Source organism: Streptomyces sp. NBC_00045 (genome assembly GCF_045041095.1).
Classification (GTDB): domain Bacteria; phylum Actinomycetota; class Actinomycetes; order Streptomycetales; family Streptomycetaceae; genus Streptomyces.
The window spans coordinates 1,029,872-1,055,654 of the sequence record NZ_CP108271.1; the positions used below are offsets into that span (position 1 = coordinate 1,029,872).

The 25,783-nt window shown below is 74.0% G+C and carries 24 protein-coding genes and 1 pseudogene; 12 read left to right on the forward strand and 13 right to left on the reverse strand.

Translation table 11 applies throughout. The features are described 5' to 3' along the window. Nucleotides 1-134 precede the first annotated feature (134 nt). The 4 genes from OHA65_RS04945 to OHA65_RS04960 all read right to left on the reverse strand — a co-directional run bounded on the left by OHA65_RS04945 (nucleotide 135) and on the right by OHA65_RS04960 (nucleotide 1,912). Nucleotides 135-632 (reverse strand): hypothetical protein, encoded by a 498-nt coding sequence (locus OHA65_RS04945; RefSeq protein WP_329312716.1) that lies wholly within the window; start codon nucleotides 630-632, stop codon nucleotides 135-137. Between the two features lie 5 nt (nucleotides 633-637). Beyond that, entirely contained in the window at nucleotides 638-805 is a 168-nt protein-coding gene (locus OHA65_RS04950; protein WP_327281862.1) for a CU044_2847 family protein, read from the reverse strand. Between the two features lie 47 nt (nucleotides 806-852). Continuing rightward, complete coding sequence (locus OHA65_RS04955) at nucleotides 853-984, reverse strand: hypothetical protein (RefSeq protein ID WP_327281863.1); 132 nt, start codon at nucleotides 982-984, stop codon at nucleotides 853-855. Between the two features lie 178 nt (nucleotides 985-1,162). Beyond that, nucleotides 1,163-1,912 (reverse strand): DUF1838 family protein, encoded by a 750-nt coding sequence (locus tag OHA65_RS04960; protein WP_327281864.1) that lies wholly within the window; start codon nucleotides 1,910-1,912, stop codon nucleotides 1,163-1,165. A 112-nt stretch (nucleotides 1,913-2,024) separates the two neighbouring features. Here OHA65_RS04960 and OHA65_RS04965 point away from each other — a divergent pair, with 112 nt between their 5' ends. The 10 genes from OHA65_RS04965 to OHA65_RS05010 all read left to right on the forward strand — a co-directional run bounded on the left by OHA65_RS04965 (nucleotide 2,025) and on the right by OHA65_RS05010 (nucleotide 13,626). Next, nucleotides 2,025-3,017 carry a DUF1996 domain-containing protein gene (locus tag OHA65_RS04965; RefSeq protein ID WP_405761310.1) on the forward strand — a complete coding sequence of 331 codons (993 nt, stop codon included), beginning with the start codon at nucleotides 2,025-2,027 and terminating at the stop codon, nucleotides 3,015-3,017. Between the two features lie 98 nt (nucleotides 3,018-3,115). Continuing rightward, complete coding sequence (locus OHA65_RS04970; RefSeq protein WP_054221182.1) at nucleotides 3,116-3,712, forward strand: sigma-70 family RNA polymerase sigma factor; 597 nt, start codon at nucleotides 3,116-3,118, stop codon at nucleotides 3,710-3,712. Continuing rightward, entirely contained in the window at nucleotides 3,709-4,437 is a 729-nt protein-coding gene (locus OHA65_RS04975) for a zf-HC2 domain-containing protein (protein WP_327281867.1), read from the forward strand. Before OHA65_RS04970 ends, OHA65_RS04975 begins: the two co-directional genes overlap by 4 nt. Before the next feature lie 119 nt (nucleotides 4,438-4,556). Then, nucleotides 4,557-7,928: a hypothetical protein gene (locus tag OHA65_RS04980; protein ID WP_405761313.1), complete on the forward strand. Its 3,372-nt coding sequence runs from the start codon at nucleotides 4,557-4,559 to the stop codon at nucleotides 7,926-7,928. Between the two features lie 130 nt (nucleotides 7,929-8,058). Continuing rightward, nucleotides 8,059-9,048, forward strand: coding sequence for a RimK family alpha-L-glutamate ligase (locus OHA65_RS04985; RefSeq protein ID WP_405761316.1), 990 nt, complete (start codon nucleotides 8,059-8,061; stop codon nucleotides 9,046-9,048). After that, nucleotides 9,045-9,857: an alpha-L-glutamate ligase gene (locus OHA65_RS04990; protein ID WP_327281870.1), complete on the forward strand. Its 813-nt coding sequence runs from the start codon at nucleotides 9,045-9,047 to the stop codon at nucleotides 9,855-9,857. The genes OHA65_RS04985 and OHA65_RS04990 overlap by 4 nt, the downstream gene beginning before the upstream one ends. A 351-nt stretch (nucleotides 9,858-10,208) precedes the next feature. Continuing rightward, nucleotides 10,209-11,063, forward strand: coding sequence for a DMT family transporter (locus OHA65_RS04995; protein ID WP_327281871.1), 855 nt, complete (start codon nucleotides 10,209-10,211; stop codon nucleotides 11,061-11,063). Between the two features lie 49 nt (nucleotides 11,064-11,112). Next, nucleotides 11,113-12,165 carry a zinc-dependent alcohol dehydrogenase family protein gene (locus tag OHA65_RS05000; RefSeq protein ID WP_328761722.1) on the forward strand — a complete coding sequence of 351 codons (1,053 nt, stop codon included), beginning with the start codon at nucleotides 11,113-11,115 and terminating at the stop codon, nucleotides 12,163-12,165. 51 nt (nucleotides 12,166-12,216) lie between these two features. Then, complete coding sequence (locus tag OHA65_RS05005; RefSeq protein ID WP_327281873.1) at nucleotides 12,217-12,627, forward strand: hypothetical protein; 411 nt, start codon at nucleotides 12,217-12,219, stop codon at nucleotides 12,625-12,627. A 60-nt stretch (nucleotides 12,628-12,687) separates the two neighbouring features. Further along, nucleotides 12,688-13,626 carry an NADP-dependent oxidoreductase gene (locus OHA65_RS05010; protein ID WP_405761320.1) on the forward strand — a complete coding sequence of 313 codons (939 nt, stop codon included), beginning with the start codon at nucleotides 12,688-12,690 and terminating at the stop codon, nucleotides 13,624-13,626. Here the strand turns inward: OHA65_RS05010 and OHA65_RS05015 are convergent. The 9 genes and pseudogenes from OHA65_RS05015 to OHA65_RS05055 form a co-directional block, all read right to left on the reverse strand. Then, nucleotides 13,623-14,456: a PaaX family transcriptional regulator C-terminal domain-containing protein gene (locus OHA65_RS05015; RefSeq protein WP_328761724.1), complete on the reverse strand. Its 834-nt coding sequence runs from the start codon at nucleotides 14,454-14,456 to the stop codon at nucleotides 13,623-13,625. The two genes, OHA65_RS05010 and OHA65_RS05015, sit on opposite strands and share 4 nt — an antisense overlap. 102 nt (nucleotides 14,457-14,558) lie before the next feature. Continuing rightward, nucleotides 14,559-15,284, reverse strand: a complete 726-nt coding sequence (locus OHA65_RS05020) for an Asp/Glu racemase (RefSeq protein WP_328765123.1) — start codon at nucleotides 15,282-15,284, stop codon at nucleotides 14,559-14,561. Between the two features lie 105 nt (nucleotides 15,285-15,389). After that, nucleotides 15,390-16,301: a fumarylacetoacetate hydrolase family protein gene (locus OHA65_RS05025; RefSeq protein ID WP_327281876.1), complete on the reverse strand. Its 912-nt coding sequence runs from the start codon at nucleotides 16,299-16,301 to the stop codon at nucleotides 15,390-15,392. 17 nt (nucleotides 16,302-16,318) lie between these two features. Then, complete coding sequence (locus OHA65_RS05030) at nucleotides 16,319-17,455, reverse strand: cupin domain-containing protein (RefSeq protein ID WP_405761322.1); 1,137 nt, start codon at nucleotides 17,453-17,455, stop codon at nucleotides 16,319-16,321. Further along, nucleotides 17,452-18,471 (reverse strand): carbon-nitrogen hydrolase family protein, encoded by a 1,020-nt coding sequence (locus OHA65_RS05035; protein WP_405754657.1) that lies wholly within the window; start codon nucleotides 18,469-18,471, stop codon nucleotides 17,452-17,454. Before OHA65_RS05035 ends, OHA65_RS05030 begins: the two co-directional genes overlap by 4 nt. 8 nt (nucleotides 18,472-18,479) lie before the next feature. Continuing rightward, entirely contained in the window at nucleotides 18,480-20,780 is a 2,301-nt protein-coding gene (locus tag OHA65_RS05040) for an FAD-dependent monooxygenase (RefSeq protein WP_405761325.1), read from the reverse strand. Nucleotides 20,781-20,832: 52 nt separating this feature from the next. Beyond that, nucleotides 20,833-21,396 (reverse strand): acyl-CoA thioesterase, encoded by a 564-nt coding sequence (locus OHA65_RS05045; RefSeq protein ID WP_328765124.1) that lies wholly within the window; start codon nucleotides 21,394-21,396, stop codon nucleotides 20,833-20,835. A gap of 27 nt (nucleotides 21,397-21,423) precedes the next feature. After that, nucleotides 21,424-23,055: pseudogene (locus tag OHA65_RS05050) on the reverse strand (AMP-binding protein); the annotation flags it as partial. 138 nt (nucleotides 23,056-23,193) lie between these two features. Beyond that, on the reverse strand, nucleotides 23,194-23,745 hold the full coding sequence (locus OHA65_RS05055; protein WP_405761327.1) for an ATP-binding protein: 552 nt from the start codon (nucleotides 23,743-23,745) through the stop codon (nucleotides 23,194-23,196). Between the two features lie 244 nt (nucleotides 23,746-23,989). Here OHA65_RS05055 and OHA65_RS05060 point away from each other — a divergent pair, with 244 nt between their 5' ends. Both OHA65_RS05060 and OHA65_RS05065 read left to right on the forward strand, forming a co-directional pair. After that, on the forward strand, nucleotides 23,990-24,952 hold the full coding sequence (locus OHA65_RS05060; protein ID WP_328761733.1) for an alpha/beta hydrolase: 963 nt from the start codon (nucleotides 23,990-23,992) through the stop codon (nucleotides 24,950-24,952). Nucleotides 24,953-25,039: 87 nt separating this feature from the next. Next, on the forward strand, nucleotides 25,040-25,753 hold the full coding sequence (locus OHA65_RS05065; protein ID WP_405761330.1) for a phosphatase PAP2 family protein: 714 nt from the start codon (nucleotides 25,040-25,042) through the stop codon (nucleotides 25,751-25,753). Nucleotides 25,754-25,783: the final 30 nt, after the last annotated feature.

Here is a 25,783-nt window from a genome sequence, read left to right on the forward strand (position 1 = left end):
TTTCGCACCTCCCGCCAAACCCCCAGAACCCGGGCATCCGGCCACCCCGACAGCACGGCACGGCACGGCCCGTCCCGGGCTACGGGTCGGGCCGTGCAGGAGAGCACTTGCTCAACGTGTGGAGCTTCGAAGCATCAACGGGACGTGCACACGGCCCCGACCGACTGGCCGGGCAGGTAGGCAGCGCGCTCCTCCGGCGTGAGGTCCCGGTGGACGGACCGGCAGATCTTTCGGATCGCCTCCGCGGGCTGGGGAAGGACGTCCCACAACCGCACCGTGTCGTCGGCGCTGCCGGCGCGCTCGATCTCCGCCAACAGATCCTGCCGCGGGCGGGCGACGACCGGCAGCCACCGGTCGCTACCGGGCAGTTCACCCGCGGCCAGCGCGGGCAGAACACCCGCTTCCACCAGGGACGACTTGCCCGAACCGGACGGCCCCAGCAGCAGGGTCAGCCTCTGTTGCCGGGCCAGGTTCGCCAGCACCTGCCGAACGGCGTCCTTCCGGCCCACGAACCAGCGGGCCTCCTCCGCGGTGAACGGCTCCAGTCCCCGGTAGGGGCACACCTCCTGCTCGGCCAGGTCGGGCCATAGCTCCCGCAGTACCCCCACCGGGGTGACGTAGGCGTTGTCCATGCGGATCAGCCCACGCTCTCGTCCGGGCCCGCGCGGCCGCCGCCGGACGCCTTCCGCGCCACGATCACCTTCAGGTGGCAGGCGGCGCCGCTCCTGGTGATCACGGCCCCTGCCTCGACCGCGAGGTCGACGCCGAACTCGATGACGACCTCGTCGGGGCACGCCCTGGGCAATGGGTCGAGGGTGGCTCGCGCCGCCTCCGTGACCGGGCCAGGGCTTCTTACAGGCCCCACGGCAGCTCGCGAATGGCGGCGCCGACGCGGCCGGCCTTCACCGGACCGTCGATGCCGGCCGGGGCCTCGATCAGGAGAGCGCCCCCGGCGTCGAGCGGGATCCGAGCCAGAGGTGCCACAACTCCTCCTCCGTGCACGCCGTCCGCCCGAGACCGCACACCGACGGGAGCGGGGGCGTCGGAGTGGCGGCAGATGCGATCGACGCTCGCGTGCAGGACCGCTGCCGGGTCCTGCCCATCGTCATCACCCCTCGCATGCGCCGCACCCCGGGCTACGCCGTCCGGGCGCCGGACCCCGCTAGGGGCGGGGCTCGGGGGCGCCGTGGTGGGTGCGGAAGTAGGTCCAGCTCGTCTCGTTCGGTCCGGTCCACTTCTCCGGGGCGTGGGCGTACTCGGGGTGGCGGGCCGCGACGTACGTACGGGTGCGTTCCGGGACTTCGGCGTGGGAGCCCAGCTTGCGGCCCCGGCAGTGGAAGGTGAGCCCGCCCGGGCGCTGCCCCTGCTCCATCCACGGGAGCCACGGCGACATCCGCATCCAGGACATGGTGCACGGGACGCTGGGCTCGTCGGTGGTGAGCACCGTGCCCGGCGCGAAGAACTGGAAGAGCTCCAGGGCCCTGTACGTGTCGTCGGCGGAGTTCAGCGGGTACTGGGCGACCGGCAGCGGCGAGGGGTAGGCGAGCGGGACCTCCAGGCTGAAGCAGACCTGGTCGCCGAGTTCGGTCACGGGTACCGGGAACGGCCGCAGTCGCAGGTTGGCCGGATCGTTCCAGACGTGGACCACCGGCTTGCCCTCCCAGGTGTCCAGGATCTCCCGGGTCCGCGGGTCCAGGTAGAACGCGGCCTCCCTGTTGAGCAGCTGGAAGCCGCCGCCTTCCTCGTCCCCGACGAGGCGGGCGACGTTGAGGCCTTCGAATCCGAAGAGGTGCCGGTAGGGCTCGTCGGGTGCCCAGGAGTAGATGTCCCCGGTCCACCAGAAGGTCACCTCGGCGCCGTCGAGCGAGGCGCGGGTGCGGGCGAACGCGTGCAGGAGCTCAGCGGGTGTCATGCCGGGTACTGTGCGCGGTCCCGCGCCGGCCCGGCAAGCCGCCGGGCAGCGGCCTGGCCGACATGTGGATGCCAGGTTGACGCTGCGGCGCGCACCGGCGACCGTGACCCGCATGCGCAACGAACGTCGACTGCTCACCCTGCTCGTCTGCCTGGTGCTCGGCATCGGGCTGACGGCCGCCGCGCTGGGCGCCACCCGGCTGGCGAGCCCCGACGGGAAGCCGCATTCCGGGATGAACACCCGTGACTACGTGGACATACGGGATGTACCGCCCGGACCCGGCGAGCTGTCGGCCGGGCCCGACGCCTCGACGGGCCGCGTGACGGTGGACTGCGGGCGCAACGAGGAGCACCACTACAACGAGGACAACCTGGTGGTGTCGCCGGGGCTGCGCGCGGGCGCCCACCACACCCACGCGTACGTCGGAAACCTGTCCACGAACGCGATGTCGACCGATGCCTCGCTGGCCGCCGCCGCGACCAGCTGCCGCGGCGGGGACCGGTCCACGTACTACTGGCCGGTCCTGCGCCGACCGGACCGGGCGGGCGGCCACCCGCAGGAGAGCTCCGCGGGGCACGGCAACGCGGGCGAGATCCTGCCCGAGGCCGCGGTGTCCGTGGAGTTCCGCGGCAGTCCCGTGGGCAAGGTCGTGCCGATGCCGCGTTTCCTGCGTGCGATGACCGGCGACGCGGTGGCCTACACCGCGGCGAGCGACGGCGACGTCCGTGCCCGCTGGGGCTGTTCCGGCTCCCCCGACCGGTTCACCACCCGCTACCCGCGCTGCCCCGCCGGCGAGCGCCTCACCCGTACGCTCGTCTTCCCCAGTTGCTGGAACGGACTGGACACCGAGAGCCCCGGCCACCGCTCGCACCTCGTCTTCCCCGCGTCCAACGGCGTCTGCCCGCAGGGCACCTTCGCCGTGCCCCAGCTGCGCATCTCCCTCGCGTACGAGGTGTCGCCGGGGGTGCTGGTCGCCGTGGACTCCTTCCCCGAGCAGCGGCACAGCCCGAAGACGGACCACGCGATGTTCGTGGACGCCATGACGGACGCACAGATGGCCTCGGTCGTCGCCTGTCTGAACGACGGGCGCACCTGCCGCACCTGAGCACCGCGACACCGCAGTGACGCAGGTCACATGAACCGCGCGCTCCGCAGGAGCGTGTTCTGTCCGCACCAGATGGGCGAGGAAGACGGAGAGGTGAGATGGCCGGACCACTGTGGCCCCGCACGCGGCGGGGCTCGACCGATGAGGCACTGATCAGGTCGGTGTACGAGGAGCACGGCCACGCCCTGCTCGCCTACGCCACCCGACTGACCGGAGACCGGGCCACCGCCGAAGACGTCGTTCAGGAAACCCTCATCCGGGCCTGGCGGCATTCCGAGGTCCTGGTCAACGGGAAGGGCTCGGTGCGCGGCTGGCTGCTGACGGTGGCCCGCAACATCATCACCGACCGCTACCGGGCCAAGGCGGCGCGCCCCGCGGAGGTTTCGGGGGCGGCCGCCGCTCCGCCGGTCGAGCTGGACCACGCCGATTCCATCGTGGACACGATGACCGTGCTGGGGGCCCTGGACCAGCTGTCCCCCGAACACCGGGACGTGTTGAAGGAGCTGTACTACCGCCAGCTGAGCGTGGCCGAGGCGGCCGACAGCCTCGGCATTCCGGCGGGCACGGTCAAATCCCGCGCGCACTACGCGCTCAAGGCGTTGCGCGAGGTGTTCCGACAAGGAAGTACCAAGGAGGGCAATCGAATGGGCAGGCCGCCCCAGCGGCCCGCCGGACTGCGTGAGGTGGTGGCATGAACCGGCAGCGGCACGAGGAGGAACTGCTCGGCCCGTACGTTCTCGGCGTCCTGGAGGCGGAGGACGTCCGCCGGGTCGAGGAACACATGAGCGGCTGCGTGCAGTGCCGTGAGGAGGTGGCCGCGTTGCGCGAGATGGAAGCGGCGTTGGGAGAGGTGCCTGTGGAGGCCTTCTTCGACGGGCCGCCGCAGGGCGGTGACCTGCTGCTCCAGCGCACGCTGCGGCAGGTGCGGGGCGAGGCGGCCGGGGAGCGACGCCGGCGCTGGGGCGTCGCGGGACTGGCCGCGGCGGCCTCGCTGGCCGCCGTGTTCTGGGCCGGGGCGCAGCTGGGCTCCGCGGACGGCGGGGTGGTGGCACAGCCTCCGCAGCCCACGCCCACGGTCACGGCGGCGCCGTCACCCCCGGTGGCCGGCACGAAGGTGGCCGCGGCGACCGATGCGACTACCGGTGCGCGGATGACCGTTCAGGTCACGCCCGCCGCCAAGTGGGTCCGGGTGCACGCGGCCGTGGCGGGGATTCCGCCGGGCGAGCGCTGCATGCTGGTCGTGGTCGGGCGGGACGGCAAGCGCACGCCGGCCGGCAGCTGGGTCGTCGGCAGCCAGAACGGCGAGGGCAAGGGCGCTTCGCTGGACGGGTCGGCGGCGGTGGACCCCGCCAACGTGAAGGAGGTCCTGGTCGAGAACGACTCGGGCAAGCGGTTCGTGTCCGTGCCCATGCCGGTGTAGCCGGCGGGCGCTTCGAGGAGCCCGGGCGGCCGTGGGTCGGCTGCCCGGGCTCTCGCCCGTAAGCGGGTCGCCGGGAAACCGGTTTCCGCCCCGTCGGCCCCGGTGGGCACACTGTCCGCATGCCGCACCCTGCCGAACGCCTGCTCGCCGACCTCGATCCGCTCCCGTACACCGACCGGCTGCGGCTGCTCACGGCCACCGCCCGCGATCTCGCCCGCACCGGCGAACTGTCCGGCGTACTGGACGGGCTGGCCGGACTCGGCCGCTACGAGCAGCGGCTGGCCGCACTCGCGGCGCTCGCGGCACAACAGACGGAGTACCTGGCGCAGCGGCTGGCCGACCCGGACCCGTTGGTGCGCTCCCACGCCCTGCGGGCCGTACACACCCTGCCCGTGCCGGACGGGGCGATCGAGGCGGCGTACGACGACGCCTCCGCCGAAATCCGCGGGGACCTGGCCCTCGCCGTGCTGCGGGGTGAGCGCCGGGAGCTCGCGGAACGTCTGACTCCCGTCCTGCGGGCCCAGTGGGGCGACGGCGAGGCCGCCGCCCTCCTCCCGGCCTGCGGACCGGAGTTCGCTTCCCGGCTGCTGCCGCAGCTGGCGCACGCCGTCACCCGGTGGGCGCGGCTGGGCCGCAGTCATCCCGGCCCGGTGCTGGACCAGGCGGCGAGCGAACTCGCGGAACTGCCGGAGGGCCTGCGCGAAAGCTGGTGGCACCGCCGGGCTCCGGGCGTGGCCGCGGCCCTGCCCGCCGCGCCGGAGCGCGTGCTCGCGCTGCTGGAGCAGTACGGTCCGGTGCGGCTGCCCCGGCCCCTGGAGGACCGGGCCCGGCACCTGGTCGCGGTGGACGCCGAGCGGTTCGTACGCTGGCTGACCGCGCCCGCACGCGGGACCGGGCACTACGAACACCTCCTTCCGCAGCCCCTGCTGCGGCGGCTCGTCCTGGCCGATCCCCCGTCCCTGCCCGCCCTCGGCCGCCGCTGGGCGGGCCGCCCCGCGCACCTGGCCGCGCTGGTGAAGGCGCTGCCCGCGGACCGGCGCGAGGCGTTCCACGACGCGGCCACCGAGCACGCGCCCGCTCCCGACGGGCTGATCCCCGACGCGGTCCTGGCCGTGCTCCCCCGCGAGCGCCGCCAGCGCGAGGCGCGGTGCCGCGCGGAGCGTGCCCGCCGCGACGCGTGGCCGGTGGAGCGGCTGCTCGAAGCGGCCTCGCACCTTCCGGTCGAGGAGGCCCGGCCGGAACTCCTTGCCGCGACGCGGAGCTCCGACGCCGACACCCGCCGGGTGGCCTGGGTCCGGCTCGTCGAGAACGCGGTCCACGCGCACGACGCCGAAGCCCTGGCCGACGTGCTCGGACCGATGGCGGGCCGGCTGCGCAACGACCGCGACCCCGTGCGCGCCGGCGTCCTCGCGGCGCTGGCCGGGGTGCCGGTGCCGCTGCTGGCCCCCGAGGCGTCCGTCGCCCACCTGGACCGGATCGCCGTGGACGCCCTGGAAGCCCGGGACTGCTCCGCCGAGACGCGCCGGGCCCTGGACCGCCTGGTGTTCAACGTGCTGGAGGGCCAGGCCGCCGGCCCCGCACCACTCGGCTGGGCGCTGCGCACCCTCCGCGAAGTCACCGTCCGCACCGGGCGCCTCGTACTCGGCGCGCCGGGCCGCGATCTGCCGCGCGGCCGGGAGCAGCGGATCTTCGAAGCCGTGCGGCCCTGGCTCGACGTCCGCGCGGGCGAGGGCGACCACCAGCCGCTGCTCGCTCTCGCGGGCTACCTCGGGGACCGGTGCCGCCGCATGCCGGAGCTCCAGCGGATGCTCGGCGAGGCCCGCGGGCGGTGCACCGACGGGGTGTTCCCCCAGCTCGTCCGGGTGTGGCTCGCGGACCCGGCGACGCGCCGCGAGCGGGTGGCCGAGCTGCTGGAGCAGGAACCCTCGGCGGTCGCGCTGGCGCCGGTACTGGAGGTCCTCTCCGCGCACCGCACCGATCTGCTGGACCGCGTACTCGCCGCGCGCCCGCCGTACGGCCGGTTCTTGCAGGAGGGCACCGCCCGGCCCCTCCCCCGGTTCGAGCGTGCGGACCGGTGGGTGCCGCGCCAGCAGGAGGAGGCCGCCTGGCTGGCCGAGGTCGCCGTCGGCGACGAGTCCAGGGCGGTCTACGACCGGGCCATCGTCCTGCGGGACGCCGCGCGGATACCCGACCACGGGCCGGAGCTCGTACGACGGTACGCACGCTCGGCGGACACGCTGCTCGCGCAGACCGCGCTCGCCGCCTCGGCCCGGACGGCGGAACCGGCCGCCTTCCTGCCCGAACTGCTCGCGCACGCGGGCGACGACCACGCCCACGTCGCGGTGTACGCCGCCGGGCGGGCCGCGGCGGGCACCGCGCCGGCCCGGCTCGCGGAGCTGCTGGACGGGCTGTTGGGCGGCTCGTCGGGCGTCAAGGTGACCAGCCGCAAGGAGGCGGCCCGGCTGACCGTACGGTTCCTGCCGCCCCACCGGGCCGCGGCGCTACTGGGGCGGCTCGCCGGCGACGCGGACTGCCACCCCGACGTAGTGACCGCGGCCGTGAGCCTCGCGATCGGGCTGCTGGAGACCGGGGAGGCCTGGAACCTGCTGGAGACGGCGGCGGCGAGCGGCACCGAGGAGGCCGGGGCGGTGATCGCGCAGGTCCCGCCGCTGCGGGTGGCGGACCACCACCGGCCCCGCTACGCCCGCCTGGTGGCGCTCCTCGCCTCCTCCTCCCACCGGTCCGTGGCCGGACGGGCGGTCGCCGCGCTGCCGGGCTGGGTGGCGTACGCGCCCGAGGCGGCGGACCCCGTACGGCTGGCGGTCTGCGACCTGACGCCGCACCCCGGCTGGAAGGCAGCGGCGGCGGCGCTGGAGGGGATCGCGGGTTCGGGACTGCCGCACCCGGTCGGCGGCGGCGAGCCCGGAAGCCAGTTCCACCGCGCCGTGGACGAACTGCTGGCCGTCGTACGGTCCGGTGGTGACCCGGAGGCCGAGGCGGAGCGGGATCTGCCGGCCCTGCAGCGGTTGCGGTTCCTGAGCCAGGGCCTCGCCCAGGAACACCGCGGGCGGCGTGCGGCCCTGGTGCGCCAGCTCGCCGGCGAACCCGCCCTGGCCACGGCCCGCGTGGCGCTGCTGCGGCGCTCGGTCGACCTGCGCGCGGAGCTCCCGGCGCTGCGGGCGGCCCTGGACGACCTGGTCGCGGCCCACGAGGGCCGGCCCGGGCTGGCCGTGTCGACGGCGAACGCGCTGCGCGACGGGAACCTGCACGGCGACCGGGTCGGGGACCCGGAGGTGGTCCTGGCGGCCGTAGGCGCTCTCGCACGGGACGGGGCGCGGGTACCGGGGATGTTCGCGGTCGCCCTCACCGCTACCCTGGGCCGACGCCTCGGCTGGCCGCCGGAGTGGCGCGCGCTGCTGCGGGGGCTGAGGCGGCACGCGGAACCGGAGGTGCGGGACGCGGCACTCGTGGCGGTCACGCACCACGAGTGACGTGCGCCCGGCGGTTGCGCGGTCTCCATCCCCATCCGGACCGATCATCACATTGCGGTCCATGACATCCTGTGACGTCACAACTCGCCGGACGGGATCGGCGGACGTCCGGGGAATATGGGGAAGGTCGATGAGGCTCAGCTTCCTGGTGGAGGAGCACTACCGCCACGACGGCATGCCGAACGAGGTGATCCGGCAACTCAATGCATGGGGACACCGGGTGGACGTCGTGCGGCCGGGTGGTTCGCTGCTGCGCATGAGCGAGGTCATGGGCTCGGGCACGCACGACGCCTGGGTGCTCAAAACCGTGTCGGGCGGGCCCGGGCTGACCCTGCTCGAAGCCGCGGCCGCGGCCGGGATGACCACCGTAAACGACGCCCGGTCGATCCGCGGCGTACGGGACAAGGCGCTGGCCGCGGCCATCGGGCGGACCCGGGGGCTCCCGATGCCGCCGACGTACGCCGCGGCGCAGCCGGAACTGCTGCGGGAGGTACCGGCGGCGGAGTACCCGCTCGTCGTCAAGCCCGCGGACGGCAGCTCCGGGCGGGCCGTGCACCTGGTGTCCTCGCCCGCCGAGCTCGAAGCCTTGCTCCCGCGGCTGGCGGGCGAGCACATGCTCATCGCGCAGCCCTACGTAACCAACTCGGGCACCGACATCAAGGTGTACGGGGTCGGCGGGGAGCTGTTCGCCACCGAGCGCTGCTCTCCCCTGCATCCCGATCCGGCGGTGCGGGAACGGCGCGTGCCGCTGTCGGCCGAGGTGGCGGCGATCGCCGCACAGGTGGGCGCGGTGTACGGGCTCGACCTGTACGGGGTGGACGTGCTGCTGGGTCCGGACGGGCCCGTGGTGGTGGACGTGAACGACTTCCCGAGCTTCCGTCAGGTCCCCGACGCTGCGGCCCGGGTGGCACGGGCCGTGCTGGGGCTGGCGCGGGCGGGCAGCCCGACGGCACAGCCGGCGGCCGGCGGCCGCCCGCGGACCCACGGCCTGCCGCTGCCGATCCCGGCCCAGGGGTCTCCCCTGCAGGCATCCTCCGCCCCCGGGACTCCGGTACAAGCGGGCCCCGTGCAGGCAGGCCCCGTGCAGTCGCCCGCGCGGGCCGGCGAGGCGGCGCTGTGAGGATCTGCCTCGTCACGCCGGAGCCCGGCCATCCGCTGCTCGCCGCCGCGACGGCGCTGCTCGAAGCCGCCGGGCACCGGGTGGATTCATTGGATCCGGGCGCGGAGGGGGACGCCCCCGAGGACCTGGCCGACGCGTACCTGCTCAAGTCGCGGACACCGCGGGCGCTGGACCTCGCACGGGAGCTGGAGCGGCGCGGGGCCCCGGTGCTGAACTCGGCGGCTGCGACCACGCTCTGCCAGGACCGCACCGAGATGGCGGAGCTCGCCCTGCGCGCCGGTCTGCCGTTCGCGGGCACCCGTACGTACGACTCCCTCGCGACCTGGGCGGCCGGCGCGCCGCTCGGCGGCCCGCCCCTGGTCGTCAAGAGCCGGCACAGCCGCAGGCACGACCTCGTCGCCCGGGTCGACGACGCGGCCCGGCTGCACGCGCTGGCCGAAGCCTGGCCGCAGGAGCCCGTCGTGGTCCAGGAGTTCGCGCCGAACAGCGGCTGGGACCACAAGCTGTGGGCCATCGGGGACCGGATCTTCGCCGCCCTGCGCCGCTCCGAGCTCGCACCGGGGGGCCGGGGTCCAACGCGGCCGCTCGCCCTGGCCGAACTGCCGCCCGGCTGGGCGGACGTGGTCCGCCGGACCGGCGAGGTGTTCGCGCTCGACGTCTACGGGGTGGACCTCATCGACACCGGCGACGGCACCCCGCTGATCGTCGACGTCAACGCCTTCCCCGGCATCCGCGGCCAGGCCGGCGCGCCGGAGGCCCTCGCGGCCCTGGCCCTGCACCGGGCCGCCGCAGGCCGGGACGGCCGCTAGACCATGTGGCGCCGTGCCTCGCGCGGCGGAGGGCCGCCCGCCTACCGAACGTACTGGGGCGCGCCCGACAACGCAGCGAGGTGCGGTGCCCTGGGCATCTCCCAACGGTAGCCGGGAGAACGCCGCGGGGCGGGCGGGACCGTGCGGACCCGGCTGCCCGGGGCCCCTGGCCGATCGCGTTCGCGACGGCGCTCGCCGTCGCAGCGACGACGGTGACACCGGCGGCGAACGTGCCCGCTGCCCGGCCCAACGCCTGCGGGTACGAGGCACCGTCACGGCGGGCGGGGGAATCCGCGCCGGCGGGGCGTGTCGGCGGCGGGTGGGTGTGGCGGGCGCCGTGAGGATCGGCGGATGGGCGTCGTGGTGCCGGTCCTCTTCGCGCTGTTCGCGGCGCTCAGCAATGCGCTGGCCACCGTGCTCCAGCGGCGGGCCGCGCTCACCGTGCCGCAGAGCAAGGGCTTCCGTTTCGGCCTCGTCCTCGACCTGCTGCACAGGCCCGTGTGGATCGCCGGGATCCTGGCCGTGATCGCGGCCGGGGTGGGCCAGGCCGCGGCGCTGGCCACCGGCGCGCTGGTCCTCGTACAACCGCTGTTCGTACTGGAACTGCCGCTCGCGCTGCTGATCGCCTCGTTGCTGGCCCGGCGGCGGCTGCCCGGTGCGCTGTGGCTGGCCGTGGCGGGGGTGGTGGCCGGGCTCGGGGTGGCACTGGCCGCGGCCTCCCCGGCCGGGAACCGGACGCACGTGCCGATCGACCGGTGGATCCCGGCGCTCGCGGTGTGCGCGGCCGTCGTCGCGGGCCTGGCCGCGGCCGGGCTGCGCCGCCCGCCGGGGCGCGCCCGGGCCGGCTGCCTCGGCGCGGCCACCGCCGTCTGCTACGCGCTCACGGCCGCCCTGATGAAGCACTCCGTGTACGTGCTGACCGAGAACGGGATCGGCGCGTTCCTGACGGCATGGCAGACGTACGCGTTCGCCTCGACCGGGATCTGCGCCGTGCTGCTGCTCGAACACGCCGTGCAGGGCGGGCCGCTGGTGGCCTCGCAGCCCGCCCTGACGCTGGGCGACGCGAGTGTCAGCATCGCGCTGGGCGTGACCCTGTACGAGGAGCACCTGCGGGCCGGCTGGTGGGTGCTGCCGCAACTGCTGGGCGTGGCGCTGATCTGCGGGGGTGTCGTGGCGCTCGCCCGGGCCGGTACGGGCGCCCCCTGACAGCCCGGCCGCGGGGTAGCGTGCGGGCAGTCGAGTGGAAGGCGGTCCCATGCGCGCGGTGGTGTTCGAGGAGTACGGCCGGCCGGCCGAGGTCCGCGAAGTGCCCGATCCGAGTCCGTCCCCGGGCGGGGTCGTGGTGCGCGTCGAGGCGACGGGGCTGTGCCGCAGCGACTGGCACGGGTGGATGGGGCACGATCCGGACGTCGTGCTGCCGCACGTGCCCGGACACGAACTCGCCGGTGTGGTGGAGGCGGTGGGCTCCGGGGTCGTCGCCTGGCGGCCCGGGGACCGGGTCACCGTGCCGTTCGTCTGCGCCTGCGGGAGCTGCGCGGACTGCGCGGCCGGCGACCAGCAGGTGTGCGCGCGGCAGACGCAGCCGGGGTTCACGCACTGGGGGTCCTTCGCGCAGTACGTGGCCCTGGAGCATGCCGACGTCAATCTCGTGGCCGTGCCGGAGGAGCTTTCGTACGCGACGGCCGCCGGGCTCGGCTGCCGGTTCGCGACGGCGTTCCGGGCCGTGGTGGCGCGGGGGCGGGTGGCGCCGGGCGAGTGGGTCGCCGTGCACGGTTGCGGCGGGGTGGGGTTGTCGGCCGTGATGGTCGCCGTGGCGGCCGGAGCCCGGGTCGTCGCCGTGGACACGGCGCCGGGGGCGCTGGAATTGGCGCGGGAGTTCGGGGCGGCGCACTGCGTGGACGCGCGGGCGGGCGGTACGGCCGACGCGGTTCGGGAGGTGACGGACGGCGGCGCGCACCTCTCGCTCGACGCCCTGGGCTCGCCGGTGACCGCGGCGGCGTCGGTGGCGGGGCTGCGCCGGCGGGGCCGGCACGTGCAGGTGGGGTTGCTGCCGGCAGCGGGAGGGGAAACGGTCCTGCCGATGGAGCGGGTGATCGGCTGGGAGTTGGAGGTCCTCGGCAGCCACGGCATGGCGGCGCACGCGTACCCGCCGCTGCTGGAGCTGGTCCGGTCCGGGACGCTGCGGCCCGACCTGTTGATCACCCGGACGATCTCCCTCGACGCGGCTCCGGCAGCCCTGGCAGCGATGGGCACGGCGCCCGGGCCCGGCGTGACCATCATCCGACCGGGGGCGTTCGCTCAGGCCTGAGCTACGATCTCGGCGCACTGACCAGATCATCATCGTCCCAGGAGGTGGCCGGTGGGCGTCAGCCCTCGCGGCGCGATACCGGGGGCCGTGACCGCACTGCTGGCGGCCGGCCTGCTGCTCACCGGTTGTTCCGGCGGCGCGTCCCCGGCGCGGCCGGACCCGCACCCGCCGGCACCTGGCGCGAGCCCGACGCCGCCCCCACCCACCGCGACGTCCCCGACTCCCACGCCGACGCCCGCCGCCTCCACGGAGCCGGACGAGACCCCGGACCCCGCGGCCACCCCCGGCGCCCGTCCGAAGTCCCCGCCCCCACCGCGCACCTCGCAGATCCCGCAGAACCCCAACCGCGGCCCCCACCCGCCGTCGGCGCCGACGCACGTCCCGATGCCGGAGTGGACGCCGTGGAAGCCGGGACCCGGCGACCCGTCGGTCCCGACGTACACCATCGCGCCGCTGCCCTAGGAATTGCGGACCGGGCCAATCCGGTTTCGATCCATGATCGTTAGGGTCAGACTGATCCGCATGACGACGACGCGCGTGATCACACAGCAGACACTCGGCAGCTCCGACGTGCTGGAACTCGCCGAGGTTCCCCTCCCCTCCCCGGGCCCCGGCGAGGTCCTGGTCCGGGTCCGGGCCGCCGGCATGAACCCCGCGGACTGGAAGGTCCGCACCGGCAAGGTGGACTTCTTCGGGCCGCCGCCGTTCGTGCTCGGCCACGAGTTCAGCGGCACCGTGGAGGGCGTCGGCGAGGGAGCGGTCCGCTTCTCGGTGGGCGAGGAGGTCTACGGCTGGACCGTCCCGCCGCACGGCAGCCACGCCGACCACGTGGTGGTCACCGAGGACCGCATCGCGCCCAAGCCGCGCACCCTCGACCACGTCGGCGCCGCCGCCCTGCCGATCTCCGGCTTCACCGCCCACCAGGCTCTGGTGACCCTTTCGGACGTACGGCCCGGCCAGCGGGTGCTGATCCACGGCGCGGCCGGCGGGGTCGGCCACCTCGGCGTGCAGATCGCCAAGGCCCGGGGCGCGTACGTCATCGGCACGGCCCGCTCCGCCAAGCACGACTACCTGCGCGGACTCGGCGCCGACGAGCTGATCGACTACACGGTGGAGGACTTTTCGGCGCTGCGCGGCATCGACGCGGTGCTGGACACCGTCAGCAACGACTACGGCCCGCGCAGCCTGCCCACCCTCAAGCCGGGCGGCATCCTCGTCGACGTCGTCGGCGTCGGCGTGGACCGCACCGAGGTGACGGCGCGCGCCGCCGAACTCGGCGTACGGTTCGTGGAGTTCTTCCTGGAGCCCACCCCCGCCGTGCTGACCGCCTTCGCCGAACTCGTCGACACCCACGGCGTGCGCCCCACGATCGCCGGGGCCTTCCCGCTCGCCGAGGCCGCGAAGGCCCACGAGCTCAGCGAAACCGGCCGGGTACAGGGCAAGATCGTCCTCGTGCCCTAGGGGGTGGCCTCCTGCAGGCCCGTGACCTCCTGGACGTGGTGGAGGCTGGGGGTCTGGAGGATCGCGTGGAGCTGCTGGAAGAGCCGGCGGGCCGCCACCGCGTTCCAATCGGGCGGCAGGAGTTCGGTCGGCAGGCCCGGGTCGAGGTAGGGGAGGCGGCGCCACTGCGTGAGCAGGGGTACGTAGTGGCGGAACGCCTCGGCGGGGCCGGGTTCGCCTTCCGCCGCGAGGCGTGCGGCGACGGGGGCGTTGGTGTCGGTGAAGGCCGCGTACTGCGTCTGGATCGCCGGGAAGTCCCACCAGTCGCCGACCGTCTGCTTCAGGTCGCTGAAGGCGGCGTAGTCGGCGGCGAACAGATGCACGTACTCGCTGAGGCCCAGCCGTACGAGCATTCCGCGGGCGTCGTCGAGGAGCCGTCCCGGGGCCAGCCACACGCCGGGGGCGATGTTGCCGAAGCCGAGCCAGGTCAGCCGGGTGCGCAGCTGGTAGCGGTGGGAGCGCTCGGACTCCGGTACGGAGAACACCGCCATGGCCCAGCCGTCGGCCAGGTCGGCGGGTTCGAGACTGGCGAAGATGCGGCGGTCGCCCTCGTCGAAGACGGGGTGCACGGCCGAGCTGAGCCGGTACCCGGTGGCACCCCGGCGCTCCGGTTCGAGGACGCCGCGCTTCTTGAGGCGCGAGATCGCCGACCGCACCGCCGGTCCGTCGACGTCCAGCTCGCCCATCAGCGTGATCAGGTCGGCGATGGAGATCCAGCCGCCGAGGCGGCGCAGGAACGCCCCGTAGACCGTGTTGATCAACGAGCTGGGCCTGAGGGGACTGTCCGACATGATCGCCTTCCGTTGTGAGCGGTCGCGATCATATCGAGCCCTCCCCCGCGAGCCCTCCCCCGTGGCCCCTCCCCCGTGGCCCCTGCCCCGCCGCCCCGTCCGCTACCGCGGCAGCGGCGCCTCCGCGTACGCCCCGGAGAGCAGGTGACCCGCCCCGGGCGCCACCGCCGGCAGGCCCAGGGCGCGCAGCATCTGGTGGGCTGTGCAGACCGCCGCGGACACCACCGGCTTGCCCAGGAGCTGTTCGGCCTCCTCGATGGCGCCCAGGGAGGGCATCTGCACGCAGGCGGAGAGCACGACCGCGTCGGCGTCCGCGTAGTCCAGCGCGCGGGCGAGTCCGGGCAGCCGGGCCGGATCGTGGGCGGCGACGTCGAGGTTGTCCGGGATTTCGAGGGCCGTGTAGTCGAGGACCTCGATGCCCTCGTGGGCGAGGTAGTCCACGACGGTCCCGGTGAGCGGGCGCATGTACGGGGCGAGCAGGGCGATCTTGCGGGCGCCGATGGTGTGCAGTCCGTGGACGAGGGCGCCCGCGCTGGTGACGACGGGTGCGGCGGCGCCGTTCTCGGCCGTACGGGTGTGCAGCCGCTGCTGCGCGCTGCGGTGGTAGCCGAGGCCCATGCTCATGATCGCGACCAGGCAGGCGTAGCCGAGCACGTCGACGCGCGCGTCGGAGAGTTCCACGGCGCAGCGGTCGGAGTCGGCGTCCATGGCCTTGAGCTGTTCCGGGGTCACATGGGTCATGCGCATCCGGCTGGAGTGGAAGGTGAACCTCTCGTCGGGCAGGACCGTCTGACGGGCGCGCAGGATGGCGGGCACCTCGGTCTCCATGGTCACGTTCGAGCTCGGCACGATCTGGCCGATGCGGTAGGTGCGGGGTGGCACGGGTGCTCCTCGGTGGTGCGGCGCGGGCGGGGCGGGCGGTGGGGCGGACTGTCAGCGGGCGTCGGTGACGGGGTTGGCCAGGGTGCCGATGCGTTCGACGGTGGCCTCGACCGTGTCACCCGGGACCAGGAACTCCGGCGGCACCATGCCGGCGCCGACGCCGGAGGGTGATCCGGTCGCGATGACGTCGCCGGGCTCCAAGGTCACGCCGGAGCTGATGTCGGCGATGAGGCGGGCGATCGGGAACAGCATGTGCCGTGTGTTCGACTTCTGCTTGGTGACGCCGTTCACGCGTAGCGAGAGGTCCAGGGCCATGGGGTCGGGGATCTCGTCGGCCGTGACCACGACCGGGCCGAACGGCGCGTACGAGTCCTGCCCCTTGGAGAAGAACCACTGGCCGGAGCGGCGCTGGTCGCGGGCGCTGATGTCGTTGACGATGCTGTAGCCGAAGACGTACTCGTACGCGTCCTCCTCGCTCACCCGGAACGCGGTGCGGCCGATGACGACGGCGAGTTCGCACTCCCAGTCGAGCTGCTGGGTGAGGCCCGCGTTGTGCAGGATCGGCGCGCCCGGGCCGGTGACGGCAGTGGCGGGCTTGCTGAACAGGACGGGGCGGGGCGGGAGTTCCTTGTCGGTGTCCAAGCTGCGGCTGGACTCCTCGACGTGCTCGACGTAGTTGAGGCCGACCCCGATGATCTTGCCGGGGCGCAGCGGCGCGGCCAGGGTGACGTCTTCGAGCCGGTGGACGGCCCCGGCCGGGCGGGCGGCGGGATCGGCGTCGAGGAGGCGCCGGGCGGCTTCCTGCGCGGCGGGGCCCGCCTGGACGAACGAGAGCAGGTCGCGCGGGATGTCCACTGCGGCGTGGTCGGCCAGGACCCCGAGGTCGAGGACGAGGCCGTCGACGTCGGCGCCGAGGCGCGGGACTCCGTCGCCGGTGGTGGTGGTGAAGGTGAGCAGACGCATGGTGGGGCTCCTCGGGGTCAGGCGGTGGCGGTCGGGGTGGCAGCCGGCACCGGCTGGTGGCCGTCGTTGTCGGGGTACACCTCTTCGCGGTAGAAGCCGAGCGAGCGCATGACGGGGAAGTCGTTGAAGGAGAAGAGGCAGGCGTCCTCGGTGGGATCGAGGTTCGCGTGCTCGTGCCAGGCCCAGGAGGGGACGCAGAAGATGTCGCCCTGCTGCCAGTCGTAGTGCTTTCCGGCGATGACCGAATAGCCGCGGCCCTTGGCCGCCGTGTAGATCACCGAGCCTGTGTGGCGGTGGGCGCGGGTGGCCTGCCCGGGGCGCAGCAGCTGCATGTGGGCGCCCATGGTGGGCATCACGGAGCCGCCGGTGACGGGGTTGGTGTACTCGGCGATGATCCCGTCGTAGGGGGAGCCCTCGCTCGCCTTCGCGAGGCCGAGCAGGGCCTGGTACGTGGGCTCCCAGGGCCAGGCGAGCAGCGGCGAGTACGGGCGGGTCCACTGGTCCGCCCCGTAGGGGAGCAGGTTCGCGCCGTAGCTGAGCACCGAGGAGTTGACCACCTTCCCGGGCGTCTGGTGCAGCTCGGGGTGGACCTCGTAGAAGCCTGCGTCGAGGGCGTTGACCAGGGGAATGTCCAGTCCGTCCTGCCAGATGACGGGGACGTCGTCGGACTCGTTGCCGTGTTCGTGCCACGTGCCGCCCGGGGTGATCGCGAAATCGCGGGGGCCGACCCTGAGCTTCTGGCCGTCCACGATCGTCCAGGCGCCGGTTCCCTCGTGGACGAAGCGCAGGGCGGCGGCCTGGTGGCGGTGGGCGGTCATGGCCTCGCCCGGGCCCATGATCTGCAGGCCGGTGTAGAGGAGCCCGACCGCGGCGCTGACGTCCCGGCGGCCGGGGTTGACCAGCATCACCACGCGGCGGCCCGCGTCATCGGCCTTGACCAGCGGCAGCGCCTTGTGGACGAGGGGCCGCAGCTCCTCGTAGCGCCACAGCACCGGAACCGACTTGGGCTGCGGGTACCAGGGCTCGATGTCGTTGGCGACGGTCCACAGGGCCCCTGCATCCAGGGCGTCGAGTTCGCCGTAGTAGGCGGTGAGCTCCGGGGTGTCGGTGACGCGGGCGCGGCCGAGTGCGGTGTCGTCCTGGGCGGCGGTCATGAGTCCTCCTCAGCGTTGGTGGCAAGGGGTCCCGCGGGCGGCGCGGTGAAGGTCACCGGTAGGCGCGGGCGGTTGTCGACTTCGAGGCGGAAGATGTCGAAGCGGTTGTAGTGGCCGGTGATGTCGTGCATCTGCTTGGGCTGGATGCACCGGCCGAGGTCGATCTCGCCGTACACGATGCCCTCTTCGTCGACGAGGGGTTCGGTGACCGGGCGGCCGTCGGGGCCGAAGATCCCGGACAGGGCGCTGCGGGGGCGCTGGAACATCGCGCGCAGGTCCTCGTCGTCCCCGGCGAGCAGGTCGACGATCTCCGGGGAGACGGTGGAGCAGGCGACGACGGAGAAGACCTTGCCCTCGAAGCTGTGGGCGGCGGTGCGGACGGCGATGGCGTCGGCCATGTCGTAGTCGGCCGGGGCCACGGGAAGTGCGATGTAGCAGGAGGCGTGGACGAGTTCGCCCTGTGCGAGCAGGGCGAAGCGGGCGAGCGTGTTGGTGTTCTCGCCGCAGGCGAGGGCGCCGAGCGGGCCGACGGCGGTGGAGTGCACGCGCAGGGAGCTGCCGTCGCCGCCGGTCCAGGTGAGCTTCTCGGCCCACGTCGGCACCAGTTTGCGGTGCACTCCGAGGAGTTCGCCGTCGGAGCCGATGGTGAGCAGGGTGTTGTAGAGGACGCCGAGGCTGTGCGCGGCGCGCTCGTTGACGCCGATGACGAGGACGACCCCGTATTGGCGGGCCGCCGCGCGCAGGGCGTCGACGTACGGGCCGGGTACGTCGACCGAGGCCCGCTGGAGGCGCTCGAACCAGGGCGAGCCCTGGACGGGGTTCATCGTCCAGTTCCAGTAGGGGTAGCCGGGGACGAACACCTCGGGGAAGACGACGAGCTCGGCGCCCACCGCGGCGGCCTCGGCAATCAGGGCGACGGCCTTGTCGACGGTCGCGGCGGGGTCGAGGTAGACGGGCGAGGCCTGGACGGCCGCCGCCGTGAAGCGGGGCAAGTGGTGCAGGGGCGGGGTCTCCATGGGGCTCCTCAGTGGGCCGGGGTGGCGGCGGGGCGCGGCAGCCAGCGCTGGTGCACCGGGGCGGCAGGCTGCCGCAGCAGGTCCAGGCGCGGCGGGACCCGATCGGTGCGGGCGGCGGGCGGTCTGCCGCTGCCCGCCCTCCAAGCGGGTGCCCAGGGCGCGGCGGGGCCCTGGTAGCCCTGGGCGGCCGCGGCGTGCAGGGTCCACAGGGGGTCGTGCAGCTGGGCGCGGCCCACCCCGCAGAGGTCGGCCCGGCCGGCCAGGACGATCGAGTTCACGTCGTCGTACGTGGAGATCGCACCGACGGCGATGGTGGGCACTGCGGTGGCGTTGCGGATCAGGTCGGCGTACGGGGTCTGGTAGCTGCGGCCGTAGCGGGGCCGCTCGTGGGCGACGACCTCGCCGGTGGAGACGTCGATCCCGTCGGCGCCGGATTCGGCGAGGGCCCGGGCGACGGCCACGGCATCGGCCTCGCTCAGGCCGCCCTCGGCCCAGTCGGCCGCGGAGATCCGCACGAGCAGTGCCTTGCCGGCGGGCCACACCTCCCGTACTGCGGCCAACACTTCGAGCGGGAAGCGCAGCCGCCCGGCGAGGCCGCCGCCGTACTCGTCGGTGCGCAGGTTGGTCAGCGGCGAGAGGAACCCGGAGAGCAGCTGGCCGTGCCCGTACTGGAGTTCCAGTACGTCGAAGCCCGCCCGGTCGGCGCGCCGGGCCGCCCGGACGAAGTCCCGTACGAGGAGGTCCATGTCGGCGCGGGTGGCCTCGCGCGGTACCGGGCTCCGCTCGTCCCAGGCCAGCGCGGACGCGGCGATCGGAGGCTCCTCCCCGGCTTCGGCCCGGCGGCCGGCGTGGGTGAGCTGGATGCCGAGGCAGGTGTCGGACTGGCCGTGGACGAAGTCGGTGATCCGCCGCCAGGCGGCCTCCTGTTCGTCGGTGTAGAGGCCGGGGCAGCCGGGGGTGGCCCGGCCGGCGGCGCTGACCGCGGTCATCCCGGCGAGGACCAGTCCACTGCCGCCGACGGCCCGGGTGCTCAGGTGGACGAGGTCGAAGTCCCCCGGGACGCCGTCCCGCGCCGTGCCGAGTGCGGTGGGCGGGGCCACGACCCGGTTGCGCAGGAGCAGCCCGCCGAGCGGGAAGGGGCGGAACATCGGGGGCACGGGAGCGGAGGAGTTGACGGCGGAGGTGAACTCCTCGTCGCGCTCGCGCAGGTTGTCGTAGGTGACGCGGCGGCTGCGGGTCAGCAGGTTGAAGGCGAACTGGGGCGGTTCCTGGCCGGTGTAGCGGCCGATGTTCTCGAACCATTCGAGGCTGGCCTGGGCGGCGCGCTGGGTGGATTCCACGACCGGGCGGCGCTCGTCCTCGTACGCGGCGAGCGCTCCGGGCACGTCCGGGTGCTCGTGCAGGCAGGCGGCCAGGGCGAGGGCGTCCTCCATGGCGAGCTTGGTGCCGGAGCCGATGGAGAAGTGGGCGGTGTGCGCGGCGTCGCCAAGGAGTACCACGTTCTCGTGCCGCCACGTGCGGTTGCGCACGGTGGTGAAGCGCAGCCACTTGGAGTTGTTGGGGAGCAGCCGGTGTCCGTCCAGGTGGCCGGCGAACAGTTCCTCGCAGCGATGGATGCTGTCGAGGTCGCTGGTGCCGGGCGGGTGGTCGCGGTCGGCGAACTCCGCGAAGCCCGCGCGCCGCCACGCGGCCTCGTCCATCTCCACGATGAAGGTGGAGCGGGTGGAGTCGTAGGGGTAGGCGTGCACCTGGAGGGTGCCGAAGTCCCGCTCCTCCACGAGGAAGGTGAAGGCTTCGAAGACCTTGTCGGTGCCGAGCCACATGTAGCGGCCGGAGCGTTCGTCCAGGTCGGGCTCGAAGACGTCCGCGTAGGCGGCCCGGGTGGCGGAGCGCACGCCGTCACAGGCGACGACCAGGTCGTACGCAGCGGCCAGCTCGGCGGCGGGCGGGGCCTGGGTGCGGTAGCGGACGTCGACGTCGAGGGCGGCGCAGCGTTCCTGGAGGATCCGCAGCAGCTGCCGGCGGCCGAGGGCGGCGAAGCCGTGGCCGCCGGAGGTGAGGGTGCGGCCGCGGTGGGTGACGTCGATGTCGCTCCAGCGGGCGAACTCCGCCGACATGGCCCCGTAGATCCCGGGATCGGCCTGCGCGATGCCGTCGAGGGTCTCGTCGGAGAAGACGACACCGAAGCCGAACGTGTCGTCGGGGGCGTTGCGCTCCCAGACGGTGACGTCCCAGTGGGGGGAGAGCTGCTTGGCCAGGGCCGCGAAGTACAGGCCGCCGGGCCCCCCTCCGATGACTGCTACGCGCACGGCGTACCTCCTCGTGGTTCCGGAACAACATATGGTGCTGATTTTGCGGTCGTCAACAATGCTCTACATCTCTCGCGAGGAGTTCAGGTGCCTGCGGGCCCGACTTCGTCAGCACCTCGCGCACGTCTGCGGGCCAGGGCGTGGTCCCGGTCGCGCGGGACGCGGAGTGGGCGATGACCATCCGCCCGGAGGCGGCCTCCACGCCCTCCTCGCCGTGGACCGTGAACACGTAGTGCAGGGAGCTGGCGCCGACCTTGGCGACGCTCAGCTCGATGCGCACGGCCTCGCCGAACCAGAGCCGGGCCCGGTAGTCGGCCTCGAAGTGGACGCGCGGGGTACTGCCGAAGAGGTGGGCCAGGCCCAAACGGCGCAGCAGCACGGCTTCGGCCGCCTCTACCCAGCGCACGACGGTCGAGTGGTGGTAGTGCCCGGCGGCGTCGGTGTCGGGCCACTCCACGCGGCGTTCGATGACCACGCCGGGCAGGTGCGGGACGAGGGCCTCGGGGCACCCCGCGGCGCAGCCTCCGTCGGCGTCGGGCGAGGCGGACCGCCCCGGGGCGGACGGCACCACGGCGGGTTGCTCCGGAGCGGGTTGCTCCGGAGCGGGCGGCACCACGGCGGATCGCGCCGGGGCGGGCGGTGCCGGGACCGAGGCCCTGGCTCGATCCCGCAGTTCGCCGCGCTGGAGCTTGCCGGTACCGGTGCGCGGGAGCCGCTCGACGAACTCGACGGCCCGCGGGTACTTGTACGGGGCGATGGACGCCTTCACGTGGGCCTGGAGCTCCCGGACCGTCGCCTCGTCGGCCGGGACCCCGGCGCCGAGCACCACGTACGCCTTGACCACCATGCCGCGCCGCTCGTCGGGGGCGCCGACGACCCCGCACTCCTCGACGTACGGATGCGCGGCGAGGGCCTTCTCGACCTCGGGGCCGGCGATGTTGTAGCCGGAGGAGACGATCATGTCGTCGCTGCGGGCGACGTACCAGAAGTACCCGTCCGCATCGCGGACGAAGGTGTCACCGGTGATGTTCCAGCCGTTCCTGACGTACACCGTCTGCCGCGGATCCGCGAGGTAGCGGCAACCTGTGGGCCCGGTGACCGCGAGCAGGCCGGGCTGTCCGTCGGGGACGGGGTCGCCGCGCTGGTCCACCACGGCGGCGCGGTAGCCGGGCACGGCCCGGCCGGTGGCGCCGGGCCGGATGTCCTCGTCGGCCGCGGAGATGAACACGTGCAGCATCTCGGTGGCGCCGATGCCGTCGATGATCCGCAGTCCGGTCGCGGCGTGGAACTCCTCCCACACCGCGGCGGGCAGCGCCTCTCCGGCGGACACGCAGCGGCGCAGCCCGGCCAGTCGGTCCACCGCGCCGACGGCCATGATCGCCTTGTAGGCGGTGGGCGCGGTGAACAGGACGGTCACGTCGTGCGCGGCGACGAGCTCTGCCAGTTGCTCCGGGGTCGCCTGCTCGACCAGCAGGGTCGCGGCCCCGGCGTGCAGCGGGAAGACCACGAGCCCACCGAGACCGAAGGTGAAGGCGAGCGGCGGCGTACCCGTGAACACGTCGTCGGGTCGGGGCTTGAGGACGTGCCGGGAGAACGTGTCGGCGTTGGCGAGGACGTCGCGGTGGAAGTGCAGGGTCGCCTTGGGGCGGCCGGTCGTACCGGAGGTGAAGGCGATCAGCGCCACGTCGTCGGCGGCGGTGGCGACCGTGAGGAAGCGTCCGCCCTTGGCCGCGCAGCGCGCGGTCAGGTCCGTGCCCTCGGGGCCGCCGTAGGCGAGGACCGGCAGTGTGCCGTCACCGGGGCCGACCATGTCGGCGAGCTCGCCGGTGTAGCGGTGGTCGCAGACGGCGACGGTCGGGAGGCTGATCTCGCACAGCTCGGCGAGTTCGGCGGCGCGCAGCAGCGGCATCGTCGTGACGGCGACGCCGCCCGCCTTGAGGACGCCGAGCCAGGCGGCCACGAGCCAGGGGTTGTTCGGGGCGCGCAGCAGGACCCGGTTGCCGGGCACGAGGCCGAAGTCCTCGGTGAGCACTTGGGCGACCTGGTTGGCGCGCTGCTGGAGCTCGCCGTAGGTCCAGCGTTCGGTCGGGGTCAGTAGACAGGGGCGGTCGGGACCCCAGCGCTCGACGGCTTCGTCGAGCAGGCGTCCGGCGCAGTTGAGGCGGTCGGGGTAGGCCAACTCGGGTAGTTCGAAGTTGAGTTCGGGCCAGAGGGAGAAGGCCGGCAGCCGGTCTCTGCAGAAGGAGTCGGCATGCGCGGAAGGGGAGAGCTCCATGGGGCGGCACCTCGATCGGGGAGCAGCAGGGGGAGATGCGGTGCAAGTTATCCCGAAAATTTCGCGACCGTCAACATTGCTCGATATTTCGGGAACGCAGAGCGGCCGGGATCGCTACCGCGCCGCCCTCGAACCGGTTCAGCCGGCCGGCAGGACCACCCGGACGGACGTGCCGAAGTCGCCGGTCGCGACGGAGAGTTCGCCGCCCGCCTCGGCGGCCAGCAGCTGGATGATCAGCAACCCGCGGCCGCTTTCGGATTCGGGGTCGACCCCCGCGGCGGCATGCGGCAGCCGCAGCGGACGGACCCCCTGATCGGCGACCTCCAGCCGCAGCCATCCCCCGTCGAAGACCATCGCGACCCGCATCCGCCCGTTGGTGGCGGCGTGCTGGACCACGTTGCCGGCGAGCTCGCTGACGGCCAGCAGCAGGACGTCCACCACCTCGGCGGCGACCCGCCAGCCCTCCAGCACGACCCGGACCCGGGTCCGCACCAGCGGGACGGCGGCCACGGTGGGCTCGACCGCCCAGCGGGCGACGCCACGGCCCCGGACCGGAGCCCGGACCGGCTCCGGCGCCGAAGCCGGAGCCGGAGCGGGACCTCCGTGCCGCGTGGGGCAAGCGGGCCGCGCGGGGCTGGCGGGCTGCCCGGGGAGGGCGGGGAGAGTGGCGGTCGAAGCGGTGGTGAGCATGACGTGCTCCCAAAGGGGGAAGGCGACGCCACCGCGGAGTATCTCGTGTAACTACCCCGGAATGCGGATGTCCCGTGGGCTTGTGGTCAGCGGAAATACGTCGCTAGAGTCGTGATTACACGTGTAACACGCTAAGACTCCCCGGTGCCCCGCGCAAGCATTTCGGACAAACGTTACGAAGCCTGGACCGCCGCACCGGATCCGCCGGCCGCCGAGGCCGCACCACGACACGGGAAGAGCCCTGATGACGCAATCTCCCCCGGCCGAGTTCGACGTCGCCGACATGACCTGGCCGCCCCCGCCGTACCAGCAGCCCGTCACGCCCGTGACCGGCGCGGACGGCACACGCCGCTTCGACGGGATCACGTACGCGACCACCCCCGGCTACCGCCCCCGCCTCCTCGACGTCCAGCTCCCCGCGGGCGAGGGCCCCTTCCCGGCGGTCGTCTGGATCCACGGCGGCGGCTGGCTGGACGGCGACCGGCGCTACCCGCCGCCGACCGTGCCCGCCGCCCTGCTGCACGGCGCCGTCCTGGGCGCCGGGCTCGCGCTCGTCTCCATCGACTACCGGCACAGCCTCGAAGCCCCCTTCCCGGCGCAGCTGCACGACGTCAAGGCCGCCATCCGCTACGTCCGGCGGTTCGCCGCCGCCCTCGACATCGACCCGGACCGGATCGGCGTCTGGGGCGAGTCGGCGGGAGGCCACCTGGCCGCGCTCGCCGGCCTCGTCCGCCCCGGCAGCACCGACGCCGCCACGCTGGAGTCGCTGGAGGGCGCCCACGGCGTCGGCTCCGGCGACACCGACGTCCTCGCCGTCGTCGACTGGTACGGGGTCCACGACCTGATCGCCCTGGCCGCACACCCGCTGCCGATGCCGACCGGCGCCGAGTTCCCCAACCCGTACGACGCCCTGCTGGGCGTTCCCGCGGCCGAACAGGCGGAGCCGGCCCGGGCCGCGAGTCCCGTCACGTACGCCGTGCCCGGCGCGAACCCGCCCCCGTTCCTGCTGGTGCACGGCACCCGGGACGGCCTCGTCCCGTACAGCCAGAGCGAGGCCCTGGCCGAGAAGCTGACGGGCGCCGGGGGCGACGTCGCGCTGCGCCCCGTCGAGGACGCCGACCACATCTTCCTCGGCTCCCCCGACATCCCCGCGATCGTCGCGGAGAGCGTCGCGTTCCTGGTCCGCCACCTGGGCGCGCAGGCCTGAGCGAACCCGGACGCACCGCTTCACAGACCCGTTCCACCGTGGGGGCGCGGCCCGGCCGCGCCCCCACGCGCACGTCGAAAGGCAGTCATGTCCAGACCCACTCTCGCTCCGGCTCCCCGCGCCGCGGTCCGGCCGGAGCCGGACCGGCGCCACCGCGGCACCCTGCTGCTGGCCGTCGTACTGCTGGCCGCCCCCGCGGTCCTCGCCCTCGTCGTCCGCGCGGACGCCGCGAACCCGCCCTTCCAGGGCGCGGACGACCGCTGGCTGGACTGGATGGGCGGCCCCCACCAGGGGGTCCCCGCAGCCCTCGCAGCCGTCCTCAACCTGTTCGGCGGCCCGCCGGGCATCGTCGTCCCGCTCGCCCTGCTGGCCTTCCTGCTCATCCGCAGGCGCTGGGTGTCGGCGGGCTTCCTCCTCGGGGTCTACCTCGCCGGCAGCATGCTCGTGGTGCAGGGACTCAAGCACCTGGTGGACCGCCCGCGCCCGGAGCACCCGCTGGTCCGCGTCGACCACGGCTCCTTCCCGTCGGGCCATGCGGCGGGGGCGGCTCTGCTCGTCGTACTGGTCGGGGTCCTGCTGGTCCCGGCGGCCCGGCGGCGCACTTGGTGGGCCGGCGGCACGGTCTTCACGGCGGCCATGATGTGGAGCCGCACGTGGCTGCACGCCCACTGGCTCAGCGACACAGTGGCGGGAGCGGCGGCCGGCGCCGGCACCGCCCTGCTGGCGTGGTGGGCCTTCGCGCCCGCGCTCACCCGAGAGGGCGACCGCCTGCGACGGTCGGCCGCGCGGCGATCGGTCTAGGACCCGTCCTTCGCACCGCGGGCCCGACCC